Source organism: Pirellulales bacterium (genome assembly GCA_019636345.1).
GTDB lineage: Bacteria > Planctomycetota > Planctomycetia > Pirellulales > Lacipirellulaceae.
On sequence record JAHBXQ010000001.1, the window covers coordinates 397,351 to 423,277 of the forward strand.

General features: G+C 66.8%; 21 protein-coding genes. 20 read left to right on the forward strand and 1 reads right to left on the reverse strand.

Features of this window, described 5'->3' with window-relative positions; all coding sequences use genetic code 11:
* Positions 1-206: 206 nt before the first annotated feature.
* Entirely contained in the window at positions 207-2,786 is a 2,580-nt protein-coding gene (locus tag KF688_01455; protein ID MBX3424321.1) for a ComEC/Rec2 family competence protein, read from the reverse strand.
* Positions 2,787-3,266: 480 nt separating this feature from the next.
* Between KF688_01455 and KF688_01460 the strand changes: the two genes are divergently transcribed.
* The 20 genes from KF688_01460 (at position 3,267) to KF688_01555 (ending at position 25,922) form a co-directional block, all read left to right on the forward strand.
* Complete coding sequence (locus tag KF688_01460) at positions 3,267-5,366, forward strand: S9 family peptidase (GenBank protein ID MBX3424322.1); 2,100 nt, start codon at positions 3,267-3,269, stop codon at positions 5,364-5,366.
* Between the two features lie 272 nt (positions 5,367-5,638).
* Positions 5,639-6,664: a 3-deoxy-7-phosphoheptulonate synthase gene (gene aroF, locus KF688_01465; protein MBX3424323.1), complete on the forward strand. Its 1,026-nt coding sequence runs from the start codon at positions 5,639-5,641 to the stop codon at positions 6,662-6,664.
* Between the two features lie 260 nt (positions 6,665-6,924).
* A complete protein-coding gene (locus KF688_01470) occupies positions 6,925-7,182 on the forward strand; it encodes a DoxX family protein (protein MBX3424324.1) in 258 nt (85 codons plus the stop codon).
* A 135-nt stretch (positions 7,183-7,317) separates the two neighbouring features.
* Positions 7,318-9,756, forward strand: coding sequence for a tetratricopeptide repeat protein (locus KF688_01475; GenBank protein MBX3424325.1), 2,439 nt, complete (start codon positions 7,318-7,320; stop codon positions 9,754-9,756).
* A 31-nt stretch (positions 9,757-9,787) separates the two neighbouring features.
* Positions 9,788-10,282 carry a flagellar export chaperone FlgN gene (gene flgN, locus KF688_01480; GenBank protein ID MBX3424326.1) on the forward strand — a complete coding sequence of 165 codons (495 nt, stop codon included), beginning with the start codon at positions 9,788-9,790 and terminating at the stop codon, positions 10,280-10,282.
* Positions 10,283-10,325: 43 nt separating this feature from the next.
* The gene (locus tag KF688_01485) at positions 10,326-11,198 is read left to right on the forward strand and encodes a HAMP domain-containing histidine kinase (protein ID MBX3424327.1); all 873 of its coding nucleotides are present in this window, start codon (positions 10,326-10,328) and stop codon (positions 11,196-11,198) included.
* Positions 11,195-12,658: a sigma-54-dependent Fis family transcriptional regulator gene (locus KF688_01490; GenBank protein ID MBX3424328.1), complete on the forward strand. Its 1,464-nt coding sequence runs from the start codon at positions 11,195-11,197 to the stop codon at positions 12,656-12,658. The genes KF688_01485 and KF688_01490 overlap by 4 nt, the downstream gene beginning before the upstream one ends.
* Positions 12,659-12,832: 174 nt before the next feature.
* Positions 12,833-13,294, forward strand: a complete 462-nt coding sequence (locus KF688_01495) for a flagellar basal body rod protein FlgB (protein MBX3424329.1) — start codon at positions 12,833-12,835, stop codon at positions 13,292-13,294.
* Positions 13,295-13,463: 169 nt separating this feature from the next.
* Positions 13,464-13,874 carry a flagellar basal body rod protein FlgC gene (gene flgC / locus KF688_01500; GenBank protein MBX3424330.1) on the forward strand — a complete coding sequence of 137 codons (411 nt, stop codon included), beginning with the start codon at positions 13,464-13,466 and terminating at the stop codon, positions 13,872-13,874.
* A gap of 53 nt (positions 13,875-13,927) precedes the next feature.
* Positions 13,928-14,230 carry a flagellar hook-basal body complex protein FliE gene (gene fliE, locus KF688_01505; GenBank protein MBX3424331.1) on the forward strand — a complete coding sequence of 101 codons (303 nt, stop codon included), beginning with the start codon at positions 13,928-13,930 and terminating at the stop codon, positions 14,228-14,230.
* A 98-nt stretch (positions 14,231-14,328) separates the two neighbouring features.
* Positions 14,329-15,996, forward strand: coding sequence for a hypothetical protein (locus tag KF688_01510; protein MBX3424332.1), 1,668 nt, complete (start codon positions 14,329-14,331; stop codon positions 15,994-15,996).
* 47 nt (positions 15,997-16,043) lie between these two features.
* On the forward strand, positions 16,044-17,246 hold the full coding sequence (locus KF688_01515) for a hypothetical protein (GenBank protein MBX3424333.1): 1,203 nt from the start codon (positions 16,044-16,046) through the stop codon (positions 17,244-17,246).
* A gap of 22 nt (positions 17,247-17,268) precedes the next feature.
* Positions 17,269-17,955, forward strand: a complete 687-nt coding sequence (locus KF688_01520) for a hypothetical protein (GenBank protein ID MBX3424334.1) — start codon at positions 17,269-17,271, stop codon at positions 17,953-17,955.
* Between the two features lie 98 nt (positions 17,956-18,053).
* On the forward strand, positions 18,054-19,433 hold the full coding sequence (locus KF688_01525; protein ID MBX3424335.1) for a FliI/YscN family ATPase: 1,380 nt from the start codon (positions 18,054-18,056) through the stop codon (positions 19,431-19,433).
* Positions 19,434-19,575: 142 nt separating this feature from the next.
* Entirely contained in the window at positions 19,576-20,025 is a 450-nt protein-coding gene (fliJ, locus tag KF688_01530) for a flagellar export protein FliJ (protein MBX3424336.1), read from the forward strand.
* Entirely contained in the window at positions 20,016-20,714 is a 699-nt protein-coding gene (locus KF688_01535) for a hypothetical protein (GenBank protein ID MBX3424337.1), read from the forward strand. Before fliJ ends, KF688_01535 begins: the two co-directional genes overlap by 10 nt.
* 24 nt (positions 20,715-20,738) lie before the next feature.
* Entirely contained in the window at positions 20,739-22,322 is a 1,584-nt protein-coding gene (locus KF688_01540) for a flagellar hook-length control protein FliK (protein ID MBX3424338.1), read from the forward strand.
* 57 nt (positions 22,323-22,379) lie between these two features.
* The gene (locus KF688_01545) at positions 22,380-23,153 is read left to right on the forward strand and encodes a hypothetical protein (protein MBX3424339.1); all 774 of its coding nucleotides are present in this window, start codon (positions 22,380-22,382) and stop codon (positions 23,151-23,153) included.
* Positions 23,154-23,217: 64 nt separating this feature from the next.
* Positions 23,218-25,620 carry a flagellar hook-basal body complex protein gene (locus KF688_01550; protein ID MBX3424340.1) on the forward strand — a complete coding sequence of 801 codons (2,403 nt, stop codon included), beginning with the start codon at positions 23,218-23,220 and terminating at the stop codon, positions 25,618-25,620.
* A gap of 104 nt (positions 25,621-25,724) precedes the next feature.
* A complete protein-coding gene (locus KF688_01555) occupies positions 25,725-25,922 on the forward strand; it encodes a flagellar FlbD family protein (GenBank protein MBX3424341.1) in 198 nt (65 codons plus the stop codon).
* Positions 25,923-25,927: the final 5 nt, after the last annotated feature.

Consider the following 25,927-nt stretch of genomic DNA (forward strand, 5'->3'; position numbering starts at 1 on the left):
CGAGACGTCGACGGAGCCAAAAATAATTGCAATGGAAATTAAGTCAGGTCCCGCCCAAGCACGCTGCCGCCGAACCCGGTTGCCGCTTGCCATTCGAAACGCTGAACCGCGAGTGCAAAGGTCGGTATTTCCAGCGATTCCTGACTTTTTGGGAGTGTCCCAAGATACGAGATTGCTCGGCCGGATACTAGCCCAAGCGGACGCCGCTATTGAGATGGCGTCTCAGTAAAGTCGTCCTCGGGAGCGGTCGGGGCCCGATCGTGGAAAGGCCTTACGGTCGGGGCGACTTTGACCCCTTCGGCCGAGAGTGAAAATCGAACCGCTCCCGACGCGGCCGTGTGGAGCACCACGGCCCCTGCCCGTTGATACGTCCGATCGACCGCCGCGGTTCGCTCCGCGTCGCCGCCGCTGAACACGACCCACTCGGGGGTGCACCACGCCGCAAACCCTGGCGGGTCGCTTGCGGCACTGCCGTGGTGGGGCGCAAGCAGCACGTCGCAGTCGACCGGCGGGTCGGCCATGACCAGTTCGATCCCCGGCGATTCGAGGTCCCCTGGCAGCAGCACCCGCCGTCCGGCAAACTCGACCGACAACAGAATGCTGTTGGCGTTGTCGCGACCGTAGACCCCTTCTCGCGGCGGGAAGAGGATGTCGATCGCCGCGCGCGGATCGGCCAGCCGCAGCTTGTCTCCCATCCACACCTCCCGCAGCGGCGCCCCGTGCAGTTTGATCTGCTCGCGCAAGTAGTCCGGCGCCTGCAGCCGGCCGTCGGTCGCCACGGGGTCGAACATCATGGGGGAGACGTAGACCGCGTCGATCGGCATCAGTTCCAGCAAGGTCGGTACGGCGTTGTAGTGGTCGACGTCGGCGTGCGACAAGACGATTGCGTCGATGCGACGAATGCCGCGATTCCATAAGTACTGCGCGATCGTCCGCCCGGTGCTCTCCGGCGAGTTGAGACTCCCCGCGTCGTACAACACGGTCTGCCCGCCGGGGAGTTCCATGACGACGCACGTCCCGTGCCCCACGGCCAGAAAGGTGCATTCGAGTTGATCGCCGGCGCGCCGCCCCATCTCGGCGGCGCCGAATCCGCAGATTCCCCACAGCGCCGCCGCGACGATCATCCGCGGCAGCTTGCCGGCCCGGGGCGCCGTCAGGATCCCGATTCCCCCCAGCACATACCACCCCACGAGCCACCAATCGCTCGGCCCGGCTGTATAGGCGTGGCTCCACGACCAAGCGTCGGCCCGCTCGATCGCCCGCTGCACGAGGGCGAGGCACCCCGCACAGATCGCCCCCGGAATCGCGGCGAGCGCGGGCGAGACCCACCCCAACGTCGTCGCCATCAGCCCGGCACCCATCGCCGCCGAGACCAGCGGCATCAAGAACGGCGTCAGCATGACTCCGCCGACGGTGACGATGTGGAATTTCGCCGCGACGAGCGGCCCCGCGACGATCCACACGGCGGTCGACGCCAACGAACCGACCGCCAGCGCTCGCAACGCCCCCCTGCCCCATCGTTCCCACCACGGCCGGACCTCGGCGAGCAGATCTTGCAGCGGCGTCCGACGCGATCGTCGCGCTACGACGCCGCTCGCGCCGACCAGCGTCGCGACGCTCACGAAGCTCAACTGGGTCCCCGTGCGAAAGGCCTCGGCCGGATTCATCGCCAGGATCGCCAGCGCCGCCGCGGCGAGCACGTTCACCGCCGATGCCCGGCGTCCCAGGGTCGTCGCCGCCAGCCACGCCGCCACCAGCACGCTCGCGCGAACGACTGGCGCCTGCGGCCCGACTGCCAGCACGTACGCACCTAGCGCCGTAAGCGTCCCCGCGACGCGGGCTCGCTCGCCGCAGCCGGCCAACCGCAGCACCCCCCATGCCATCGCGGCCAGCATCCCCGCGTGCAACCCCGACACGACCATCAGGTGAATCGTCCCGGTCCGCAGGAACGCCTCGGTCGTTTTGTCGGGCAGGCGTTCGCGGGCGCCGAAAATGACCGCCGCGGCCAAGTCGCCTTGCCTCGGCCCCACCGCGGACCGCAGCGAGTTCTCGCTCGCGCGCCGCAGGCTCGCCCCCCATGCCGCAACGGCTGACTTCGCCGCAGGACGTTCGACGATTACGCACTGAGGGTCGCGACAATACGCCTCGGCGAGCCGCCCTGCGATCCGTTCCGCCGCGCCCCAATCGTACTGCCCCGGATTGAGCGGCGGCCCCGGGCGGGCGATCCGCGCGTACAACAGCACCGCGTCTCCGGCATCGGCGTGAAGCAATTGCCCCGCGACGCGCAGCCGGCACCTGCCGCTGGCAGGACGCCAGACGACGCCGTCGCGAATCGCCGTGATCGCGATCGTCGCTTCGCTGGAATGACCCTGCGGCAAGGCGCGCAACAGCGAGTTTGCCGGAGGCGGCGCGATCCGCGGCGAGTCAACGAGAACGGCACGCAGGCAGGCCGGTTGCGATTCGACCCGGGCGAACCGCGCGAGGTCGTCGCTCCTGGCAAGCGACCAACCAATCGCGTGGCGCACCGCGCCCGTGCCGGCCAGCGCGGCCAACAAGCACCAGATTGCCGGTTGTTTCCCAACTCGTTTCAGACTCGTGGCCAAGACGAGCAGGATCGTTGTCGCGCTCCCCGCGAACGCCGCCCGCATGCCAGCCGACGCCGACGCTTCCCCCAGGCGATCGACGACCACGCCCGCCGCGACGGCCAGCGCCGTCGCGACCAGCGGGCGATAGACTCCGCCCCTGTTCGGCTCCGCGGCAACGGCTGGCAGCAACTCGCCCGACATGGCAGTCCCGCAACGGGAAAAAGCAACACGTCGCCACGATAGCTTCGGCGCCCGCACACGGCAAACTCCGGGCCTGCTCCTGCCGCTCCATGCCTGGGGATTCTTACGCAGACAAGCAGATTTCGCGGAGGAGTTTGGGAAGCCCCTACGTTTTCCCCCCGAGAGTATGCGTCGGCGCGAACGGGGCGAGATCCCCATGGACTCCCTGGGGGCTGTGCTGCGACCCCGGCCGCTCGGACGACTTGCCTGTTTCTCCGCGGGCTCTGCGTGCGACGACAAAGTAATTGCGATCAACAATTCTCGCCGCCAGCGGACAGGCCCGGCGGGACCGCTGCTCGATTCGTGATCCGGTCGGGCCTCGTACGGCCCCGCATCCATGTTGCCGCGGAGAGGCGGGTCGGGAAGAATGGGGCGACCTTGTCGGCGATCGCCCGTTCGGAACCGCCGCTGTTTACGACTTCGTTGGAGACGGATCCCCGTATGACTCGACACGTTCGTTCCGCGGCCCGGCGCATCCTGCCGGTCGCCGCCGCTGTTGTTCTCGCCCTCCCCTTCGCCCGCGCCGAGGAACCGACCTTGATCCCCCGCAGCGTCCTGTTCGGCAATCCTCAGAAGGCCTCCGCGCGGGTCAGCCCCAACGGCAAATGGATCAGCTTCCTGGCGCCGGTTGACGGCATCCTGAACGTTTGGGTCGCTCCCGTCGACGACCTCGCTGCCGCCAAGCAGGTGACCGACGACAAGCTGCGCGATATCCGCGGCCATCGCTGGGCCTACACCGGCGAGCACATCCTCTACTCGCAAGACAAGGCGGGGGACGAGAACTGGCACGTGTACGCCACGAACGTCGCCACCGGCGAGACGAAGGACCTCACCCCGCTCCCAGCCGTGCACGCGGTCATCGAAGGCGTCAGCGAGAAGTTCCCCGCCGAAATTCTCGTTGGGCTCAACGATCGCGACCCGCGGTTTCACGACGTCTACCGCGTCGACCTCGTCAGCGGCGAGCGGACGCTCGTCCAGGAGAACAAGGAGGGCTTCGCCGGTTTCGTGACCGACGACGACTTTCGTGTGCGGTTCGCGGTCACGTTCACCCCCCAGGCAGAGCAACTCATGCTCAAGCCGGCCGCGGGGGACGACGGGCAGACCGGATGGGAGGAGTTCCTGCGCATCGGCGCCGAGGACGCGACGACTACCGGACCCGCGGGATTCGACAAATCGGGGGACGTCCTGTACTTCCAGGACAGCCGCGAGCGGAACACCGGCGCCTTGTTCGCGTGGAACCTGAAGACCGATGAAATCAAACTGCTGGCCGAGAACGCCAAGGCCGACGTCGGCGAAATTATCGCCCACCCGACCAAGCATACGATCCAGGCGGTCGGCTTCACCTATTCCCGCCGCGAGTGGCAGATCCTCGACGAGTCGATCCGCGACGATCTCGAGTACCTAGAAACGGTTGAAGACGGCGAACTGATCGTCACCAGCCGCACGCTGGCCGACGACAAGTGGACTGTCGCGTACATCCTCGACGACGGGCCGCTGAAGTTCTACCTGTACGATCGCCCGGCGAAGAAGGCCCGATTCCTGTTCGCCAGCCGCGACGACATGGAAGGCTATCCCTGGGCCAAGATGCACGCCCCGCTTATCTCGTCGCGCGACGGACTGGAACTGGTCAGCTATCTGACCCTCCCCCCGGGGAGCGACCCCGACGGCGACGGCGTCCCCGCCGAGGCCGTGCCGATGGTGCTCGACGTGCACGGGGGCCCCTGGGCCCGCGACGACTGGGGTTTCAACTCCACGCACCAGTGGCTCGCCAATCGCGGCTACGCCGTGCTGAGCGTCAATTACCGCGGTTCGACAGGGTTCGGCAAGAACTTCGTCAACGCCGCCAACGGCGAGTGGGCCGGCAAGATGCACGACGACCTCGTCGACGCCGTCGAGTGGGCCGTCGAGCAAGGCATCGCCCGGCGCGACAAGGTTTGCATTATGGGGGGCAGCTACGGCGGCTACGCGACGCTCGTCGGCTTGACCTTCACCCCCGAGACGTTCGCCTGCGGGGTCGACGTCGTCGGGCCGTCGAGTTTGGTGACGCTCATGGAGAACATCCCGCCGTACTGGGCTACGTTCATGCCCGTGATGAAACTCCGCGTCGGCGACGTCTCGACCGAGGCGGGACGGGCCGAGCTCCTTGCGCGGTCGCCGCTTGCCCAGGTCGACGAGATCAAGCGACCGCTGCTCATCGGCCAAGGAGCCAACGACCCGCGGGTCACGCAACTCGAAGCCGACCAGATCGTCGACGCGATGCAAGCAAAGCTAATCCCGGTGACCTACGTCCTCTACCCCGACGAGGGGCACGGCTTTGCGGGGGAAGAGAACCGGATGTCGTTCAACGCGGTGACCGAGGCGTTCCTCGCCGAGCACCTGGGGGGACGGTTCGAGCCCGTGGGGGACGCCTTCAAGAATTCGAGCATCCACGTCCCCGTCGGCGCCGACGAGGTGCCGGGCGTATCCGAGTCGCTCCCCGCCGACCGCAAAGCGATGCCGTCAAAACCGGCGGCGAAGGAACCCGCGGCGAGCGCGAGTTAGGCGGCGAGATTTTCACTTGCTTTTCCCAGGAATCGTGCCGACAATAGGGAACATGGCTCACGCGTTTTACCGCAGCTTCTGGTTTACCTACACCTGCCCGGGCGGCAGGGCCGGAGGTTGTGCGTAACGCTTGCGAGCAGATGACGACGACCACCAAGCCCCGGGCGCCCTTGCGGTTCCCGGGGCTTTTTTCTTGTCCCAGTCGACCCCCGGGTCAGCACCCATTGAGCCGCCGGTCAGAGGCCGGCGGCTCAATACCGGAGAACCCACTCATGATCATCGTCATGAAGCGCTCGGCCACCGCCGAGGAGATCCAAGACATGACCGTTCACGTCGAACAACTGGGCCTCAAGCCCGTCGTCCTCACGGGGACCGAACGAACCGTGATCGCCGCGATCGGCGAGGAGCGAGTCGCGGGGATCAGCTCGCTGGAGAGCGGCCCCGGGGTCGACGAGGTGCTGCCGATCCTCGCGCCGTACAAACTTGCCAGCCGGGAGCTCAAGCCCGAGAGCACGACGGTGCGGGCCGGCAGTCTTGCGGTAGGCAACGGCACGGTCGGCGTCATCGCCGGACCCTGTTCCGTCGAAAGCGAAGAGCAAATCGTCGTTACGGCCCGAGCTGTCAAGGCGGCCGGCGGCTCGGCGCTCCGCGGCGGGGCCTTCAAGCCGCGCACCAGTCCGTACAGCTTCCAGGGACTCAAGGAGGAGGGGCTCCAGATGCTCGCGACGGCCCGTGCCGAGACGGGGTTGGCCGTCGTGACCGAGGTGGTCGCCACCGAGGACGTCGACCTCGTGGCCCGCTACGCCGACGTCCTGCAGATCGGCGCCCGTAACATGCAGAATTACCGGCTGCTCGAAGCGGTCGGCAAGGTCGATCGCCCCGTGCTTCTCAAGCGCGGTCCCAGCGCCACGGTCGACGAATGGCTGCTGGCGGCCGAGTACATCCTCGACGGGGGCAATCCGAACGTCATGCTTTGCGAGCGCGGGATTCGCACGTTCGAGACTCACACCCGGTTCACGCTCCCTCTGGCCTCGGCCCCGTACGTCCAGCAGCGCACCCACCTGCCGGTCGTCATGGACCCCAGCCACGGCACCGGGCACACGGCGCTCGTGCCGGCGCTGGCGCGGGCGTCGATTGCCGCGGGCGCCGACGGCCTGATCGTCGAGGTTCACCCCAACCCCGACAAGGCGATGAGCGACGGCTACCAGACGCTCAACTTCGCCCAGTTCGAGCAAATGATGGGCGAGTGTCGTCGCATTGCCTCTGCCATGGACCGCAAACTGGGGAGCGAGGCCTGACGCCGCAAACAGGCCGTGCAACTGCGACTGAGCCGCCGACGCCGGGCAATTTTTCGCGTCGCCCCGAGGTTCGACGCCCGTTACAATCGCGCCGCGTTGGCCGCTCGCTCCCGCTCGTAGGTCTTGCCATGAACAAACAGCGTCTCGCCGGTTGGATTCTCTGCGGATTGACGACCTTCTTCCTGATCGGTCCCAGCGCCGCCGGGAAGTTCGTCGACTGGGAGGGGAAGGAGGACCTGTTTCAGCACATCGGCTAGTCGATCGAATTGATCAAGAAGATCGGGGTGCTGGAGATCGTGGTCGCCGTCCTCTACTTCATCCCGCAAACGTCGTTCATCGGGGCGATTCTCGTGACCGGCTATCTCGGCGGGGCGACGGCCACGCACGTGCGCGTGGGAGACCCGTACTTCATGCCCCCGCTCGTGGGGGTCGTGGCGTGGATCGGCTACGCCTTGCGTCGCCCCGACGTCGTCGGCCGGGCCCTCCGCGGGCCGAATCCCGAGGGCGAGCAAAGCTAGCACGCGGAGGCGGAGCCAACTTGTCAGTTGACGCCTCGGGCGGTCGTGGGTTACAAGCCCGCGCGATTCCGCCTGTCGCTCGCGGCGCGCCGACGCCGGTCGCTGCTGCGCAGGCTTGGTCGAAGGACCGCCCCCGTGCCCGACGCCCCCGAAATTGCCGCTCCCGCCGAGCCGACCCCGGCCAAGCCTTCGCTGCGCGCCCGTGCCGGCGACGCAGCGGCGAAGTTCGTCGCCTGGTCGCGCGCCAGCCGCCGCAACATGATCGTGGCGGCGAGCGGCGGGGTCACCCTGATCGCCGTGTCGCTCGCGGCGTGGAGTTATCTTGTCCGACTGGCGGTCGACGCCGGGTCGCAGGCCACCGTCGAAGCCCTGTTGACCGCGTACGACGCCAATCAATTCGAGGACGCCCGGCAGATCGCCGGTCGACTGCAGCAGTACGCCGAGGCCGACAAGTTCGGCACGGCGCTGTTCGTCATGGGCGCCCTCAAAGCGGACGAGGCTGACGACGAGTTTTCGCCTGAACGGCGCCGCGCCATGCACGCCGTGGCCGCCCGCTATTTGCAAAAAGCGCGCTCTCTGGGGATCCCCGCCGATCGCGAAGCGAAGCTCCAGTATCTGCTCGGCCGCAGCCTCATCATGGGGCACCAATCGACCGCGGGGATCGATTTGCTGGAATCGGCAATCCAGTCGCCCGACATGCCTCGCACCGAAATCCATTCGCTATTGGCCACAGCGTATCTTGACCGGTCCGATCCGGACCTGCAGCGGGCGCTCGCCCATTTGCAGCACATGCTTGACGATGCAGCGCTGGCCCCCGAGCTGCGCGGCGACACGGTGTTCCGGCTGACGAACGTCTTGCTGCGGTTGAATCGCCCCGATCCGGCGCGCCACGCCCTCGGTCTCGCCGGCGACCAGCCGGAACGCAAGGCCGAGCGTGAACTGCTGTCCGGACGAATTCGGCTGGTCGAGGCCGAGTCGCTCGCCGCCGACGCCCCCCAGCGAGGTCCCCTGCTGGACGAGGCCGATGCCCGGCTCCGCGAGGCGCTTGAAGCGGACCCTGGGGGAACAGCCGTCTCGCGCGAGACGATGTATTGGCTCGGGCGCTGCTACGCCGCTCGCGGCCAAGCCGCCGAAGCGTTGGCTCAGTACCAGCGACTCGGCAAACTCTACGGCGACACGGCGGAGGGACTCGCCGCGATGCTCGGGGCGGCGGAAACGTACCGCGACAAGCGCGACTTCGAGCACGCGTTGGCCAGCTACCAGTCGTTGCTGGAGTTGGCGCCTCCGCCCTCCGCCTTCGTCAACCCGCTGATCACGCTGGCCGATCTTCGCAAGCGGCTTCTGGCTGCGCAGCAGGATTTCGTCGACGTCGGTCGCTACGAAGACGCCGTCGCGATGCTGGACATGTTTCGCGACCTGTTCAGTCGCACCGAGATCGTCGAGCTGCAGGCCGTCACTGAAGCCCGCTGGGGCGCTGCGCTGTTGGCGCCCCGGGCCGCCGGCGACCGGTGGCGCATCGCGGACGACCAGCGCGAAGGGCGTCGCCACTATCGCATCGCGGGGCGGGCCTTCGAGGACTTGGCGCGACTGCGTTTCTCGCAGCGCGAATTTCCCGACGACCTGTGGCAAGCCGCCGAAAACTACTTCGCCGGGCAAAGCTACACCAGCGCGGCCCGGGTGTACCAGGAGTATCTCCAGCACGAATCGCGCAGCCGCAACGCCCTTGCGCTGTTGCGGCTGGGACAGTCTCACATTGCCGTGAGCCAACATTCGCTCGCCGTCGAAGCGCTCGACGAATGCATCGTGACGTATCCCCGCAGCGACGCGGTGTTCCAAGCCCGGCTCGAATCGGCCCGGGCGCATCGCGAGCTCGGCAAGTACGACGAGGCGGAGCGGCTGCTGTGGACCAACCTGACGGGCGACAACCTGATGCCGACCAGCCCCGAATGGCGCGACTCGAAGTTCGAACTCGGCCGGCTCTACTACCAGACCGCCCGCTACGACGACGCGATCCGCGAAATCGAAGAGGCGGTCCTTCGCTACCCCGAACACAGCGAGACGCTGCTGGCCAACTACACGATCGCCCGCTCGAATCACCGCGCCTCCGAGGCCCCGGCCCGACGGATGCGCGAGGCCAAGACCGAGAACGAACGGCAGAAGAATCGGGTCGCGATGAACGACTATCTGGAGCGGGCGCTGGCCACTTACGGCGACGTTCAACGATCGATCACCTTGGCCGGCGGCGGCGATCACGACCCGTTGCTGAAGATGCTGCTGCGGAACTGCTACATGATGCGCGGGGCCGTGCTGTTCGACCTGCGGCGGTTCGACGAGGCCCGCGAGGCGTACTCGGGGCTCTCGTCGCTGTACCAGAACGACCCGTTCGTGCTGGAAATCCAAGTGCAAATCGCCAGTTGTCTGCGGCGGCTCGACGAGCCGGTCAAGGCTCGGCTGGCGATCGTCCAGGCTCAACAACTGCTCGCCGCGCTCCCGGCCGACGCCAACTTCCTCGCCAGCACCAACTTCAGCCGGCAGCAGTGGGAATTGCTGCTGGATCAGATGACGGGGTGGTGAGCCTCGGCCTCCTTTCACGAACGTAGCGCCCATGTCATCGACAAGAACCCTCGCCGATCTGGTCAACAAGCGGCTGCGTTGTCTTGCGCAACTGCTCGACGTCGGCCAACAGCAGGCCGAGTTCATCGCCCAGGGCGAGATTACGCCCGTGTTGCGGCTGTTGTCGGCCAAGTCGCAGCTCATCACGGCGCTGCAGGCGATCGAGAAGCTGCTGGCGCCGTTCCACGGCGAGGACCCCGATGCTCGCGTCTGGGAATCCCCCGCGGCCCGGGCGGCGTGCGCGGCCGAAGCGGAGGAGTGCCGGACCTTGCTGGCCCGGGTCATGGAACTCGAAGCCCGGAACGAGGCGGCGATGACCGAGCGCCGCGACGCGGTCGGCCAGCAGTTGCAGTCCTTCAACGCCGCCAGCCGGGCCCGGTCGGCGTACTTGGCCGCGAGCCATGCGCGCTCGACCGGCGGCGTCCCGGCGCCCCACGTGCCTCTGCCGGCGCCGGCAGCCGGCCTGGACGCTCAGTCGCCAGTTTAGTATTCCCCGGGTCGAACCGCTCCTTGCGCCCCGGCCGCGACCCATGAAACTGTACACCGGCGACGATCCCGACCAGCGCGACCCAGGCCTCGAACTGCCGCCGGGCGAACCGAGTCTCGCGTGCATCCTTGCCGCGTGGAACGACGCCACCGAGCGGCTGCAGCGAACTCACGAAACGCTGCAAGCCGAGGTCGCCCGGCTCACCGACGAGCTCGAGGCGAAGAACCGCGAGTTGGCCCGTCAAAACCGCCTCGCCGACATCGGCCGCATGGCGTCGCACATCGCCCATGAGGTTCGCAACAGCTTGGTTCCCGTCACGTTGTACCTGAGCCTGCTGCGTCGCCGCTTGGATGGGGACGCCGGCAGTCTCGACATCCTCGCCAAGGCGGAGGCAGGTTTCGCCAACCTGGATTCGACCGTGAACGACCTGCTCAACTTTACCGCTCACCGCGAACCGCGGTGGTCCACCTTCATTGTCCGCGACTTGGTCGACGAGATTTGCGAGTCGATCGGTCCGCAGCTCGAGGCCCAGGGGATCGAGGCCTCGATCGACGTCCCCCCCTACTCGACCGTCACCGCCGATCGCGAGATGCTCCGCCGGGCGATCCTCAACCTGGCGCTCAACGCGATCGACGTGATGCCCCGCGGCGGCGATTTGGTGATCACCTCCTACGACGGGCCCAACGGGTTCGAGGTCGAAGTCGCCGACAGCGGTCCGGGGCTCCCCCAGGAGCACAAGCTGCGCGTCTTCGACCCGTTCTTCACGACCAAGGACCATGGCACGGGGCTGGGGCTGGCGATCGTGCAACGGATCGCCGAGGCGCACGGCGGCCGGGTCACGGCGCTCAACTGTCCCGACGGGGGCGCCGCGTTCACGATCGAACTCCCCCGTCGCGCCCAACGAGCCGCCGCATGACGCGCCCCGCTTCCGCCCGTTCGCTCGGCCGCGTGCTGGTGGTCGACGACCACGCCCCGGCCCGCGAGTCGGTGAGCGATGTGCTGCGCTGCGCGGGGTACGAGGTGCGGGGCCTGGCCAGCGCGGTCGAAGCCCTGCCGGAACTGACCGCGGGCGATTTCGACGTCGTCGTCACCGATCTGCAAATGCCGGGAATGGACGGCCTGGAGTTCATCCGCGAGATCAACCGCCGGCGCCTCGGCGTGCAGGCGATCATGGTTACCGCCCACGCGTCGATCGAATCGGCTGTCGAGGCGATGCGCCACGGGGCGTTCGACTATTTGGAAAAACCGTTCAACGCACTGCAACTGGAAGACCTCGTCGGCCGGGCCCTCAATCGCAAGCGGCTTCTCGGCGGCGCAGAGCCCGAGGGACCAAGCGGCGACGACGCCCTGGGGATGGTCGGCGGCAGCGCCGCGATGCGCGAACTGCGAACCCGCATCCTGCAAGTCGCCCCGACCGACGAGACGGTGCTCGTCTGCGGCGAAAGCGGAGCCGGCAAGGAATTGGTCGCCCGCGCGATCCACGCGGCCAGTCGCCGCGCGGCCGGGCCGCTGGTGAGTCTTAACTGTCCGGCCCTGTCGCCCCAGTTGGCCGAGAGCGAGCTGTTCGGCCACCGCCGCGGCGCGTTCACCGGCGCCGACGCCGACCGCGTCGGTCGGTTCGAAGCGGCCAAGGGAGGAACGCTCCTGCTCGACGAAATCACCGAGATCGATCTGCCGCTCCAGGCCAAGCTGTTGCGCGTTCTGCAGGAGCGCTCGTTCGAGCGGGTCGGCTCCAGCGAGACGATCGCCGCCGACGTGCGGGTCGTCGCCTGCACGAACCGCGATCTTCCGACCGAGGTCGCCGCGGGACGGTTTCGCGAGGACCTGTACTATCGGCTGGCGGTCGTGCCGCTGCGGCTCCCCCCGCTGCGGGAGCGCGGAGACGACGTGCAGTTGCTTGCCGATCACTTCCTGCTGCGCGCATCGCGACGGCTCAAGCGGGAGGGATTCGTCCTGGCCGACGACGCCCGCGAACTGCTCTCGGCCTACCACTGGCCCGGCAACGTCCGAGAGCTGGAAAACATCGTCACCCGGGCGTGCGTGCTGAACGCCGGCGAGCCGATCGTCGCCGCGGAGATTCGCCCCTGGCTGCAGCAGCCCGACGCGGTCCGCGAAACTCGTCCCGCCGCGTCCACGCAGCTCGATCCGGCCGACGCTGCGGCGAGCCTGCCAGTCGGCGCCCGATTGGACGAGGTCGAGCGGGCGCTGATCGTCGCCACGCTGGAACATTTCGACGGCCACCGGGCCAAGGCGGCCGAGGCGCTGGGGATCGGCGTGCGGACCCTCAGCGGCAAGCTGCGATTGTACGGCTACGCCCCTCGGCAGCGCGACTTCGCCGCGGCGCCGACGAACGCGATCGGCAATTTTTGCCGCTAGCCCGCCCCTCCGATCGGCAAGTCTTGCCGCACCGCTGTGCGCCAGCAGCGCCCGATTCGCGCAATTGCCGAGCTTCTCCACTCTCCCCCGCCCCGGCATGCTCGTTGCATTGCCCGGTTGTCGCGCGACCGCTCTGGCGGGAATCGCCGGGAGTTTATAGAAGTTTCGCCTGCCATGCTCACATCGCTTTTAGAAACGTCGACGATCCCCCTGCTCGAACAGGTGATCAGCTTCACGCAAGCGCGTCACGGCGTGCTCGCGGGAAACATCGCCAACGTCGACACGCCGGGATATCGCGCCCGCGACCTCTCGCCTGAGGCGTTTCGCGAGCGGCTGCGAGCCGCGGTCGATTCGTCGCGTCCCCGCGAACCGTCGACGCTCGAGTACAACGCGCACCTTGCCGGGCTCATGCCCCGAACGACTTCGGCCGACCGCACGCGCCCCAGCGGCCTGCAAGCCAACTACGACAAGATCCGCGGCGACATGCAGGGCATGCTCCGCCACGACGACAACGACACGAGCCTCGAACGCCAAGTGACCGAGATCGCCAAGAACCAGGCGCAGCACAATCTCGCCCTGACGATCATGAACCAGCAGCACCGTCTGCTGCGAACGATCGTCAGCGAGCGACTGTAAGCAATCCGTCCACTGCCGTAGCCACGGCAACCACGCAGGCGCGAAAGGCGCGAGACCGTCAACAGAAAAGCGAATTCGCCAGCGGCCGACGCCGGCCGAAGGCAATTCCCGTTCCGCGTGATCTCCGTGCCTCCGTGGTCGTCCGCCCGAACAAGAACAGGAGTCGTCCATGCTCGGCGCCCTCGACGTCAGCACCAGCGCCCTGGTGGCGCAGCGCACGCGGCTCAACGCGATCACTTCGAATCTCGCGAACATGTCGACGACTCGCAACGAGTTCGGTCAGCCCGACCCCTACGTGCCGAGGTACGTCACCTTTCAGACAGACGAACAGCTTGCCACGAGCGGCGGCGGCGTCGGCGTGCAGGTCGGCTCGGTTGAATACGCGAACACGCCCCCCCGCATGAAGTACGAACCGGGCCACCCCGACGCCAACGCCGCCGGGTACGTCGCCTACCCGAACGTCGACATGACGACCGAATTCGTCGACGCCTTGGAGGCGACCCGCGCCTACGAAGCGAACATCGGCGTCATGGAGATCACCAAAGACATGGCCGCCCGGTCCCTGCAGATCCTGGCGTAGTCGTCCGTTGGCTGCCGCAAGGAACTGCCGCAACTCACCCGTCACGTTCGCCCATGAACCCGATCCAAGGCCTCAGCACAGCTCGGTCTTCGCTGCCGTTGCCGCCGGCGGGGCCGAACGCCGCGCGCCCCGACGGAGTCGACTTCAAGCAAATGCTGATGGAGTCGATCAACGACGTGAACTCGATGCAATTGCAGGCCGACAAAGCAGTCGAGTCGCTGATGACCGGCGGCGACGTCGACCCGGCCGAAGTGCTGACCGCCGTCCAAAAAGCCGACCTCGGCTTCCGACTGATGCTCCAGATGCGCAACAAAGTGATGGCGGCGTATCAGGAGATCAAGGACATCAGAGTTTAGCAGGGTGATTGGCGACGGGGAGCCAGACGACTCCCCCGATCAAGCGTCTCAAGACTCCGGCCTCAGACCTCAAGACTTCCGACACAAGACTTTCGCCCATGGATGCGATCAACCAAGCCGTCGCCCAGGTTCGCGAGCTGTTCCTGTCGATGTCCCCCGCGGCGCGGATCACCTCTGCGCTCTTGTTGGGGGTGATCGTCGTCAGCCTCGGGTACCTCGTCCAGTCGCACGGGGCCGGGGCGGACGATTACCTGTTCAACGGCGACTTCCTGCAGACCGCCGAGGCGAATCGCATTGAGGCGGCGATCGCCAAGTCGGGGCTCTCGGGTTACGACCGGGTCGGCAATCGGTTCCGGGTTCCCCGCGGGCAGAAGGCCGCCTATCTCGCGGCGGTCGCCAACGAAGGCGCCCTGCCGACCAACTTCGACACGCTGCTGCAAGACACGCTCGATTCAAGCCCGCTGCTTTCAGACGCGACTCGCAAACAACAGTGGAAAGCCGCCCGCGAGCGCCAGCTCTCGATGATCGTCAAGATGATGGAGGGGGTCGAGGACGCCAAAGTGCTGTACGACGTCCGCGCCGGCCGCGGATTCGAAAAGGAGCAGATCACCGCCACGGTCAGCGTCCAGCCGGCCGGCAATTCGGCGTTCGGCCCGCATCAGGTCAATATGATTCGCAAAGCGGTCGCGGGGGCCATCGCGGGGCTCAAGCCCGATCAGGTCACGGTGCTCGACCTCTCCGGCGGCTCGCGCGCCAACGGTAGCGGGGCCTCGCCGGCGGCCAACTTCGACGATCCCTACTACTCGACCCGCATCGCCTACGAGGAACGGCTCCGCGACGGGGTCAAGGACCTCCTGGCCGACATCCCGGGCTTGCGCGTGCAAGTGAACGCCGAACTCGACCCGGTGCTCGGCTCGGAATCCCGTGAAATCTCCGCTCCCAGCGACGGCGTGCCGATCCGCCAGACCAAGCGGGCCGAGGAGGTCGCCAACAACCGCGTCGAGGACCGCGGTCCGGTGGGCCCCCGCGCCAACGGCCCGGGCCGCACCGGCGGCGACGAAGCGGTCGCCAAGAGCGAAAACAGCGTCAAGAACGAGCACGACGACGTCGAGAACTTCGTTCCGACGACCGAGAAACTCCTCAAGGAAGCGGGACTCGTCCCCAAGCACGTCCGCGTGGCGATTGCAATCCCCAGCGACTATCTCGAACTTGTCTGGCGCGAACGGAATCCCGACAAGGGCCCCGACTATCGCCCGGTCAACGAGGATCTCGACCCGATCCAAGGCAAGGTCGAAGACAGCATCAAAGGGGTCGTTGCCCCGCTGTTGCCGAAAGAGCTCGCCAAGTCGACTTTCTCGGACGTCAACGTCCACTTCTTCCAATCGCTTACGCCGGACGCGATCGCCCCCCCGTCGGCTGCGACTTCGGCTCTGTTCTGGGCGGCGGCGAACATGAACACGCTGCTGATGGCCGGGCTCGCGCTGGTGAGCCTTGTCATGCTCCGGTCGATGGTCAAGTCGATTCCCCCCTCCGAGTCGGTCACCGCGTACGGAACCCCGGCCTTGTTGGCCGAATCGGCCGCGTCCAGTCTTGGCGCCAAAGGGAGTTCGACCGCTCGGCAGGACGAGCGCAGCGAGCTCAGCGATCGCCCGAAGCTCAAGTTGAAGAAGGGGCCCAGTCTGAAGGACGACCTCCTCGAGATCGTCCGCGAAGACCCCGACGCCGCCGCCGCCATCCTCCGCGGCTGGATCGGCAACGCCAGTTAGTCAGCCGTCAGTTGTTCGTCGCCAATCACTAACCGCCAGTCGCTCCCGTGCCCGTCGCCTCTCACGCCTCCGATCGACTCCGCAAGGTCGCCATTCTCGTGGCGAGCCTCGACAGCCCGTTGGCCGATCAACTGTTGGCCCAGTTGTCCCCGGCCGATGGCCGCCGGGTCGAGGAGCAGCTCCAGCGGCTGAACGAGATTGACCCCGACGAACGCGAGCAGGTGCTCGCCGAGTTTCGGGGCGCCGTCGTGCGTCGCGAGACGTTTGCGGCGACGAGCGACTCGGGCTCGTCGGAGCGAATTGACGGGGTCGAGGCCGAGTTCTCCGCCGAGTCGGAAGCAGCCGCGCTGAAGCCGGCGACGATGCTCGCCCTGCGAACATCGACGCGCCGCGGACCGCTCGATCGGGCCGAACCGACCGAGATCGCCAATTTGCTCGCCAGCGAACATCCGCAGACGGTGGCGCTCGTGTTGACGCGGCTCGACGAGGAGCAGGCCAGCGCCGTGTTCGCCCTGCTCGCCCCCGAACTGCAGACCGAAACGGTCGATCGGCTGGCGAACCTCGACGCGGCCGACGCGGAGATTCTCACGGAAATTGAACAGCAACTCGCCCGCCGGTTGGAAGACCGCCAGCAGCGGCAAGCGCGGATGGCCGCCGGCGGCGCCTTGGCGATGAAGATGCTCGCGAAGACGCCGCCCGATCGGCGAGCGGCGCTCTTGGCCCGCCTCAGCCGCCCCTGCGACGGCGGCACGCAGGCGTCGATCGCCTCGGAGCAGGATCTCGCGGCCGGACGAGATACGTTCCCGACCGCAGTCCCGCCAGCTTCCGCCTCCGAGGGACGCCTGAACCGATTGCGCGATCGATTGCGCACCGCGGTGCGTTTGCCGCGCCGCGAGCGACGTCGCGAAGGCGCCCTTGAAACGAACGAGAGTCGCATCGCCGAGGAAACCGTCCCTGACGAACTCCCTCCGAGCGAGATCACCGCCGCCCTTCTGAGGCTCGACGCCAGCCAGATCGCCGCGGCGCTGGGCCGAGTCGACGATCGCACGGCTCGGTTGGCGCTGGCCGCTTCGGGCAACGAGCTCCTGAACCGCTTGGCCGCGCGACTGCCGCGACGACAGGCGGCGGCGCTGCGACGTCGCGTCGCCGAGATCGGTCCGGCGACGCTCGCCGAATTCGTCGCCGCGCAGCGGGCCGTGCTCGCCGCGGCTCCGTCGCCGGTCGCTCCTTTGACCCGCTTGGCAGCCTAGTCACTTCACGCCAGCAGCGCTCATGGCCACGATCATCAAATCCGCCGCCGATTCCCGGGCTTCGGGCCAGGCGACCCGCGGCGTGGCGTTCAGTCTCGCGGATATGACCGCCCAGGCCGACGATTACGTCTCGGAGGTTCGGGTCGAGACGCACAAGCTGATCGCCGAAGCCCAAGCCGCGGCCGACGCGATCCGCGCCGAGGCCGAAGCCAATGGCCGTCGCGCTGCCGAGCAGGCCGCGATGAAGGTGCTCGACCAGAAGGTGGGCCAGCGAATGCAGACGCTGATCCCCGCCTTGCAGACCGCGGCCCAGGAACTCGCCGACGCCCGTCACGACTGGCAGCGATGGTGGGAAGCTCAGGCGATCGGCTTGGCTCGGGCCATGGCCGAGCGAATCGTCCGCCGCGAGTTGGCCGCCGATCCCGCGATCTCGCTCGCCTGGGTCCGCGAGGCGCTCGAACTGGCCGCCGGCGCCGGAGAGATCACCGTGCAACTCGCCCCGGGAGATCTCGACACGATCCGCGGGCAAGTGGAGCAACTGGCAACGATCTTCGCCCCGACGGCCACGATGCGGATCGTCGCCGACGAGACGGTCGCCCCCGGCGGTTGCCGCGTCGTCACCGAATTCGGCGTCGTCGACGAACGGCTCCAGACGCAACTCGATCGATTGGTCGAGGAACTAGGCGGCGGGAGCCAGCCGAACAGTTGACGGCTGGCGGCGGCAGGTCGTGCAATACGAACGCCGGTCACAAGTCGCCAGTTGATAATTTCTAGCCACAAGTCGCCTAACCGCAGTTGCCTCTCTCCATGTCCCCATTCGCTCCGCAACTCGACTCCGCTCTCGTCGCCGGGCTCACCGGCAGCGTGGCGCAGACGGTCGGACTGACCGTCGCGGTCGCGGGGATGCCGGCGCCCGTGGGGGCGCAGGTGCAGATCGCTCGCCAGGACGGCGGCGCGATCGACGCCGAGGTCGTCGGCTTTCGCGACGAGCATACGCTCGTCATGCCGCTGGGAGAACTCGACGGCGTTCGCCGCGGAGCGCCTGTGAAGTTGGTTCGCACCACGCGCACCATCAAGATCGGCCCTGGCCTGTTGGGGCGCGTGATCGACGCGCGCGGACGATGCATCGACGGTCGCCCGCAGCCGATGCTGCGCGAACGCTTTCCGCTGGTCCGCGAGGTCGTGCTCGCCACCGAACGCCCGCGGATCGACGCCCCGCTGGCGACCGGCGTCAAGGCGATCGACGGGCTGCTGACCTGCGGCCAAGGACAGCGGCTGGGGATCTTCGCCGGCTCGGGCGTCGGCAAGAGCGTGCTCATGGGCATGATGGCCCGCAATACCCAGGCCGACGTCGCGGTGATCGCCCTGATTGGCGAACGCGGCCGCGAGCTCAACGAATTCATCCAACGCGATCTGGGGCCGGAGGGGCTCGCCCGCAGCGTCGTCGTCGTGGCGACCAGCAACGAGCCCGCCCTGCTGCGAGTGCAGGCCGCCTACGCCGCCACCGCCGTCGCCGAGTACTTCCGCGACGCCGGCAAGAACGTGCTGTTGATCATGGACTCGGTGACGCGGTTTGCGCTCGCCCAGCGCGAAATCGGCCTGTCGGCCGGCGAACCGCCGACCACGCGCGGCTTTCCTCCCTCGACGTTCGCGATGCTCCCTCGGCTGGTCGAGCGAGCCGGGCGCACCGTCCGCGGCAGCATCACGGGGTTCTACTCCGTGCTGGTCGAGGGGGACGACGAAAACGAACCGATCGCCGACACGGTCCGCGGGTTGCTCGACGGGCATATCTGGCTGTCGCGGCGACTCGCCCAGCGCGGGCACTTTCCCGCGATCGACGTCCTCAAGAGCATCAGCCGGTTGTTCCACGACCTGTCGAGTCCCGAACAACGCCGCGCCGCCCAAACGCTGCGCGAGCTCCTCGCCGTTTACGCCGAGAATGAAGACTTGGTCACGATCGGGGCCTATCGCAAAGGCGCCAACCCGAAGCTCGATCTGGCCATCGAACACCGCGACGCGATCCACGCGCTGTTGCGGCAGGAAATTGACGAAACGCAAGCTCTGGACGACCTGCTGACTGCCGTACGGATCCTCGCGGCGCGCTGCCAAGCCCCGGGTCGAGTCGTCGGCGGGGGGGCCCTGGCGGCCAATCAGCAAGTTCCAGGCAATACGACGAAGAAACCGTAGCCGACGAACTGGCGTTTTGGACTTCTGAATAACCCACGCGTTGATGAAATCAAATCTGCCCGGAGCCGTCGTTGACGACGGTGCGAACGCCTGACGTATTTCAACCCGACTTCCGACCTCTCGCCTCTGGCCCCTCCGCTTCATGTTCCGCTTTCGCCTTGCCGTTCTCCGCCGACTCCGCGAGCAGCATCGCGACGAGCTGCGCGCCCGGTTGGCCGAGGCGCTCGAGGCCGAACAGATCCTCCAGCAGCAGCGCGCCGGAATCGATGCCGAGGCCGCAGGGCTGCGGAGCACGCAGCGGGCGATCGTTCAGCAATCGAAGCCGAGCGTCACCCAACTGCTCGAAGCGGAACGGTACGCGCTGTTGCTGCAGGGTCGTCGGACGGCTCTTGCCGATCAATCGCGCCAACTTGCCGTCGAGATCGAGCGACGCCGCCAAGCCGTGGTCGAGGCCGACCGCCAGGTCCGCGTCCTTGACAAGCTTGAGGAACGTCAACGGGCGGAATACTTCCTCGAAGAGTCGCGACTTGACGGCAAACTCATGGACGAAATCGCCGGCCAGCGGCGGGGAGCGGTTGATCCATGGGCCTGATCACGCGCGTCCTCTTCCCGTTCATCGCGTACCTGTGCGTCGGCACCGTCGTCACGGCTGCGCTTGCCTACAGTTACCTCGCCAAGTCAGGCCGGCTCGACGACGAAACCAAGTTCCGCATCGCCGCCCTGCTGCACGGGGTCGACCTCGACAAGATCCAGCAAGAGCTTGACAAGGAAGCGACCCCTGTCGTGCCCGAGGAAGAGCCCTCGTACGAACAGAAACAGAAGCAACTCGACGCGGCAGCTCTCCATTTCGACGCCATGCGCAAGCAACTCGAGTCCTCGTTGACGCAGTTCGATTACCAGCTTGCCCGGCTGACAATCGCCACCCGCGAGTACTCGCTGCTCAAGGACGAGGTGAACCAGTTCCTGCAGCAGCAGAACAGCCTCGTCGCCGATCAGGCGATGCAACGGGTCAAAGAGCAGATCGAAGGGTTCTCGGCCAAGAAGCAGGCTAAGCCGATTCTCAAGAAGTACATCGACGACAAGCGGATCGACGAGGTGATCGTCATTCTCAATCTGCTGAAGAAGCGGAGCCGCGAGGAAGTGCTCAAGGCGTTCGACCAGCCCGAGGACCTCGACCAACTGTACCAAGTCCAGCGGGCGATGCTTTCCAACGACCCGACGAAAGTGTTCATCGACGAAAAGATCGAAGCCCTGAAGGCGCTCAAGGATCAAGAGAAATAATCGCCGGCCAGGAGGCCCTTACGCATGTCCGCGCCCGTCATCGATCCCCTTGCGCAACTCGCTCCGCCGGTGCGTCCCGAGCCGTTGCGCAGCGTCGGCGAGCCCCGTTTCGGAGCCGCCCTTCGCAAGGCGGCCTCCCCCGGCGAACGCTCTTCGTCTCCCCTGCGAACCGAGCAGCAAGACGATCGAGCCGAGTCGGCTCGCCCCAGGCCGGAGCGAGCGAACTCGTCGGCATTGCCCCGCAAGACCGGATTGAGCGACGCCTCCGTCGCGCCGAGCCCCCCCGAAGCCTCCGCAACGGCCGAAGTCGACGACGCCGCGACGGCAGCGGTCGATGCGGCCAGCGCCGGCGATGGGGCGTCATTGCTTGCCGCCGAGGCGTCCGCCGCGGCGAGTCTCGTTGCGCATCTCGTCGACGAACCAGTCGAGTTCGTCTCCGAGGAAGCTGTTACGACCGTGCCTCCTGCAAACGAGGCGGAATCGCCGATGGCGACGAAACCGAACGACGCGATCCCCGCGGAGCTTGCTGAAACGCCGCAAGCCGATTTCGCCGCGGACCGTGAGCCGGCAACTGACGGCGAGGATCCCCTCGCCGAGAACGCGGTTGCCGCAGAAGACGCTCCGAAGAGTCCGCTCGCTGCCGAGGTCGTCGACGCGCTCGCGTCCCCCGTACCCGCTATCGGCGAGCGGAACGCGCAAGGCGAGTCGACGAAGTCTCCCGCACTCGCTGCGGAGGCTGCCGAGGACCAGTCCGCGCCCGCGGCGAACGCCGCACACACCGCGGAGCAACTCCCGCAATCGGACGTGAACGAGTCGCCGAACCAGTTCGCTGCCTCCTCGGATGCGGACGTCGCCGCCGACGGCGAGAACGATCCCCCGGTCGATTCGGAACCAGTCGCCTCGACCAAGCGCGACAAGGGCGCATCCTCGGCGGATTCGGACGAAGCGAGCGCGAGTGATGACGCCCCGCCCGAGGACGCGGCGAACGCGGCGGCCGAACCCGCCCCGTCGGCCGAGCAGTCGACCGCACCGGCGCCGATTGCACCGAACTCGGCGACGGCCGTCGGCGATTCGCGGAGCCCGTCGACGCTCGACCGCATCGGCGCCCCGCGAGCCGCTCACCTCGCCAAGAACGACTCGCCGGCTGGGGACGCGGCGGGAGTCGATCGTGCCCGGTTCGTCCAGCGCGTCAGCGGCGCCATCCGCACGGCCGAGGGGCGCGACGGACAGGTCCGCGTCCGGCTCAGTCCCCCCGAACTCGGCTCGTTGAGGATTGAACTCAAGGTCCAGCAGGGGGTCATGCACGCGTCGATCGAGGCCGAGACCACGACGGCCCGGAACCTGCTGCTTGACAACTTGCCGGCGCTTCGCGACCGGCTGGCCGAGCAGAACATCCGCGTCGAACGGTTCGACGTCGACGTCCGGCGCGACGGCAACGGCCAGCAAGCCCCGAGCGACGGCCAGACTCCGTGGCGCGATGCGAACGACTCGGGCGAGCGCCCCCCGCGCCCCGACGTCCCCCGCCGCGAATCGCGCCCCCCGACCGACGCTTCCGCGCCGCTCCCCGCTGCCCCGCACGCCACGGACGGTTTGGACGTCAGAATCTAGTTGCCGTTCGCGCCAGTTGTCTCCATCACCAGTCACCACTCACTCCCCTCACCCGCCATGTCTCGCGTCACGACGACTGCCGCCTCGACCAGCGAGCCCTTCGGCGAGCGATCCACCCTCAATGCCGTGAACGTCGACGACTTCTTGAAGTTGATGATCGCGGAGTTGCAGAATCAGGACCCGCTCAACCCGCTCGACAACGAAGAGCTGATTGGTCAGATCGGCCAAATTCGGCAGATCGCCTCGACCGATAACCTGACGAAGACGCTCGATGCGGTGCTGTTGGGACAAAACATCTCCAGCGCCACGAATCTCATCGGCGCCGAGATCGATGCGATCTCCGACGACTCGCAACGAGTCACCGGAGTCGTCTCGCGAGTGTCGGTCACGGGCGGCGTGCCGAAGCTCCATCTCGATCTCGACCCACAGGCCAAGGCGGTCGGCGACGAAGGCGCTCTCGAAGCCGGCGACTACGAATACATCGTCACGTGGCAGGAAAACGGCACGACCTTCGGCGTCGACCCGCTCGCCAATGTCCCGGGCAAGTCGATCGCCACGAACGGCAAGGCGGGGGTCGATCAGGCGATCTTGCTGAGCAACCTTCCCAAGAGCGCCGCGGTGAAGCAGGTCTATCGTCGCGAAGGGGGGGGAACCGGGCCGTTCCAACTCGTCGGCACGATTGCCGACGTCAATCAATCCACCTACCTCGACACTAAGAGCAAGAGCGAGCTGTCGGGAGCCGTGCTCACCGCGGCGCCGCAGCTCATCGAGTCGAACCGCACGTTCGTCGTCAGTCTGAAAAACGTCGGCGAGATCCGTCCGCCGCAATAATCGCGCGGATCGCCGTCCGTCGCACGCATACCGGGCCCCCCGCCCTTCACTCGGAGAGAGAATCATGGGTCTGCAATCCGCCTTGAGCACGGCGCTCACCGGGATGAACGCCGCCGAGACGTCGATCGACGTCGCGGGCAATAACGTCGCCAATGCGAACACGGTCGGCTTCAAGCAGTCGAAGGTCAACTTCGCCACGCAGTTCCTGCAAACGCAGTCCATCGGTTCGGCGCCGACCGACAGTCGCGGCGGCACCAACCCGCGGCAGGTCGGCCTGGGCGTCAAGGTCGCGGAGATCTCGCCCGAGTTCACCCAAGGGACGATCGAGATCAGCTCGAACCCGCTCGACCTGGCGATTCAGGGCGAAGGGTTCTTCATCGTCCAGGGCTCCAACGGCGGCCAATACTACACCCGCAACGGCCAGTTCAAGACGAACTCGAACAACGAAATCGTCACGACCACCGGTCAGCGCGTGCTCGGGTTCGGGGTCGACGACAATTTCGAGATCCAACCGACCGGCCTGCAGGCGATCCAGATTCCGCTGGGGCAAGCGGCCGTCGCCCAGGCGACTGAGAACGTTTTCTTCGACGGCAAACTGAACGCCGCGGGAGACGTCGGGACGATCCCCGAGATCATTCAAAGCCCGGTGCTCAGCGACGGATCGAAGGAAATTCCGGTCAACACGGCCACCTGGTCGGCGTTGTCGCGGCCGACCGAATCGACGACCGTCGCGGCCGGCGCCGCCCCCGGCAGCGTGCCCGCGGGGACCTACAGTTACAAGGTCACGTTCATCGATGCTGACGGAAACGAAGGGCCCGCGTCGAGAGTCAGCGGCAGCGTGACGGTGGGAGCCGGCTCGACGGTCGATCTGGCGTTCATCCCGCAACCCGCCTCGGGAAGCGAGTTCACGCAGATTCGCATCTATCGCAACGACGGTTCGAATACGGACTTCACGCAAGTCGGACAAATCGCCACGGGAACGACGGTCTTCGTCGACTCCGCTGCGACGGGGACGACGTTGCTTAACGACACGGGACTCGACAACGGCGGGTACAGTTATTACGTCACGTACTATAACTCGGTCAGCGGCGAAGAGAGCCGGCCCACGGCCCGCTTCGGCCCCGTCACCGCCGACGCCACCACCAGCCCTCGCATCCGGCTCGACAGCCTGCCGGAGCCGGCGACGGCGGACTTCGACGGCATCCGAATCTACCGCAACCTACGGAACAGCAGCGAGACGTTCCATCTCGTCGATCAGATCTCGCCGTCCCAAATTGCGGCGTTCTCCGGCGACGTGTCCTACATCGACAGCAAGCCCGACGCGGTCATCTCGACGGGGCCGCAAATCAATCTCGAAGGGCCGAGCATCTCGTTCGGCCTGCCGCTAGTGCAAGTCGTGGCGCGCAACGGATCAAACTACTCGAATCTGTTCCAAGAGGGGACGCTGGAGTTTACCGGGACCAAAGGGGGACGCGATCTCGCCCAACGTACGTTCGAAATCACCTCGACGACGACGGTTCAGGATCTGCTGTCGTTCATGGAAGACACGATGGGGGTCGTCAAGACGGCGACCGAGGACTCGTTTCCCGACTCGATCAACTACGGCGGCACAATCTCCGGCAGCCGGCTCCAGTTCGTCTCGAACATGGGGATTGAAAACGCGCTGAGCGTCAATCTTTCCGCGTTTCAGTTGACTCCCGCCAGCGGGATCCGCACGTCGATTCCGCTGACGTTCAGCTCGACTCAGGCCGCTAACGGCCAGGGCGCTTCGGCCGACTTCGTCGTGTACGACAGTCTCGGCAGCCCGCTGAGCGTGCGGATCACGACCGTCCTGGAACAGACCACCGGCACCGAGGCCACGTTCCGATGGATCGCCACCTCGGCCGACAACGACCCCGAGTCGGGCTACGATACGGTCGTCGGCACCGGAATCGTCAAGACCGACGGCAAGGGACAAGTCAGCAGCGTGTCGAACGATCGCGTCGCGATCAACCGAGTCAACACCCCGGCTGCTTCGCCGTTGGAGTTCAAGCTCGATTTCTCGCAGATCAGCGGCCTCGACCAATCGTCGAACGAGCTCAGCGCCAGCCGACAGGACGGCTTCCCCGCCGGTACGTTGTCGAGCTTCATCATCACCGAAACGGGCCGTATCCAGGGCGTCTTCTCCAACGGCAGCAGCCGCGATCTGGGACAAATCCGCATGGCCCGATTCGCCAACAACGGCGGTCTGGAGCAAGTCGGCGACAACCTGTTCGCTGCGGGGGTCAACTCGGGCTTGCCGATCCAAGGCGACCCGGGGGCCAACGGCATCGGCAACGTCACCGCCGGCGCCGTCGAACTTTCCAACACCGACATCGGCGAGAACCTCATCGAGCTCATCCTCGCCTCCACCCAATACCGCGGCGGCGCCCGAGTGATCACCTCGGTCCAGGAGTTGCTTGACGAACTCTTGGCTCTGCGGCGGTAAAGGAGACTCGTGACTGGCGACTAGTGACTGGGGGGAATGATCGCGCCTGCAGCGCGACTTCCCCCCTCCTCCTTCGGCTCCCTCCTTTTCTTCTCGCCTTTTCCATGATCAAACTCACCCACCTCGACGGCGAGGCCTTTCTGCTCAACGCGGAGTTGATCAAGTACGTCGAGCAGCGGCCCGATACGTTCATCACGCTCGTGTCCGGCGAGCGGATCGTCGTCGCGGAATCGCCGGAGGAAGTGCTCGACCGCACGCTCGAGTACCGCCGGACGATTCGACTTTTGCCCGACGCCGCGTAGGGTCC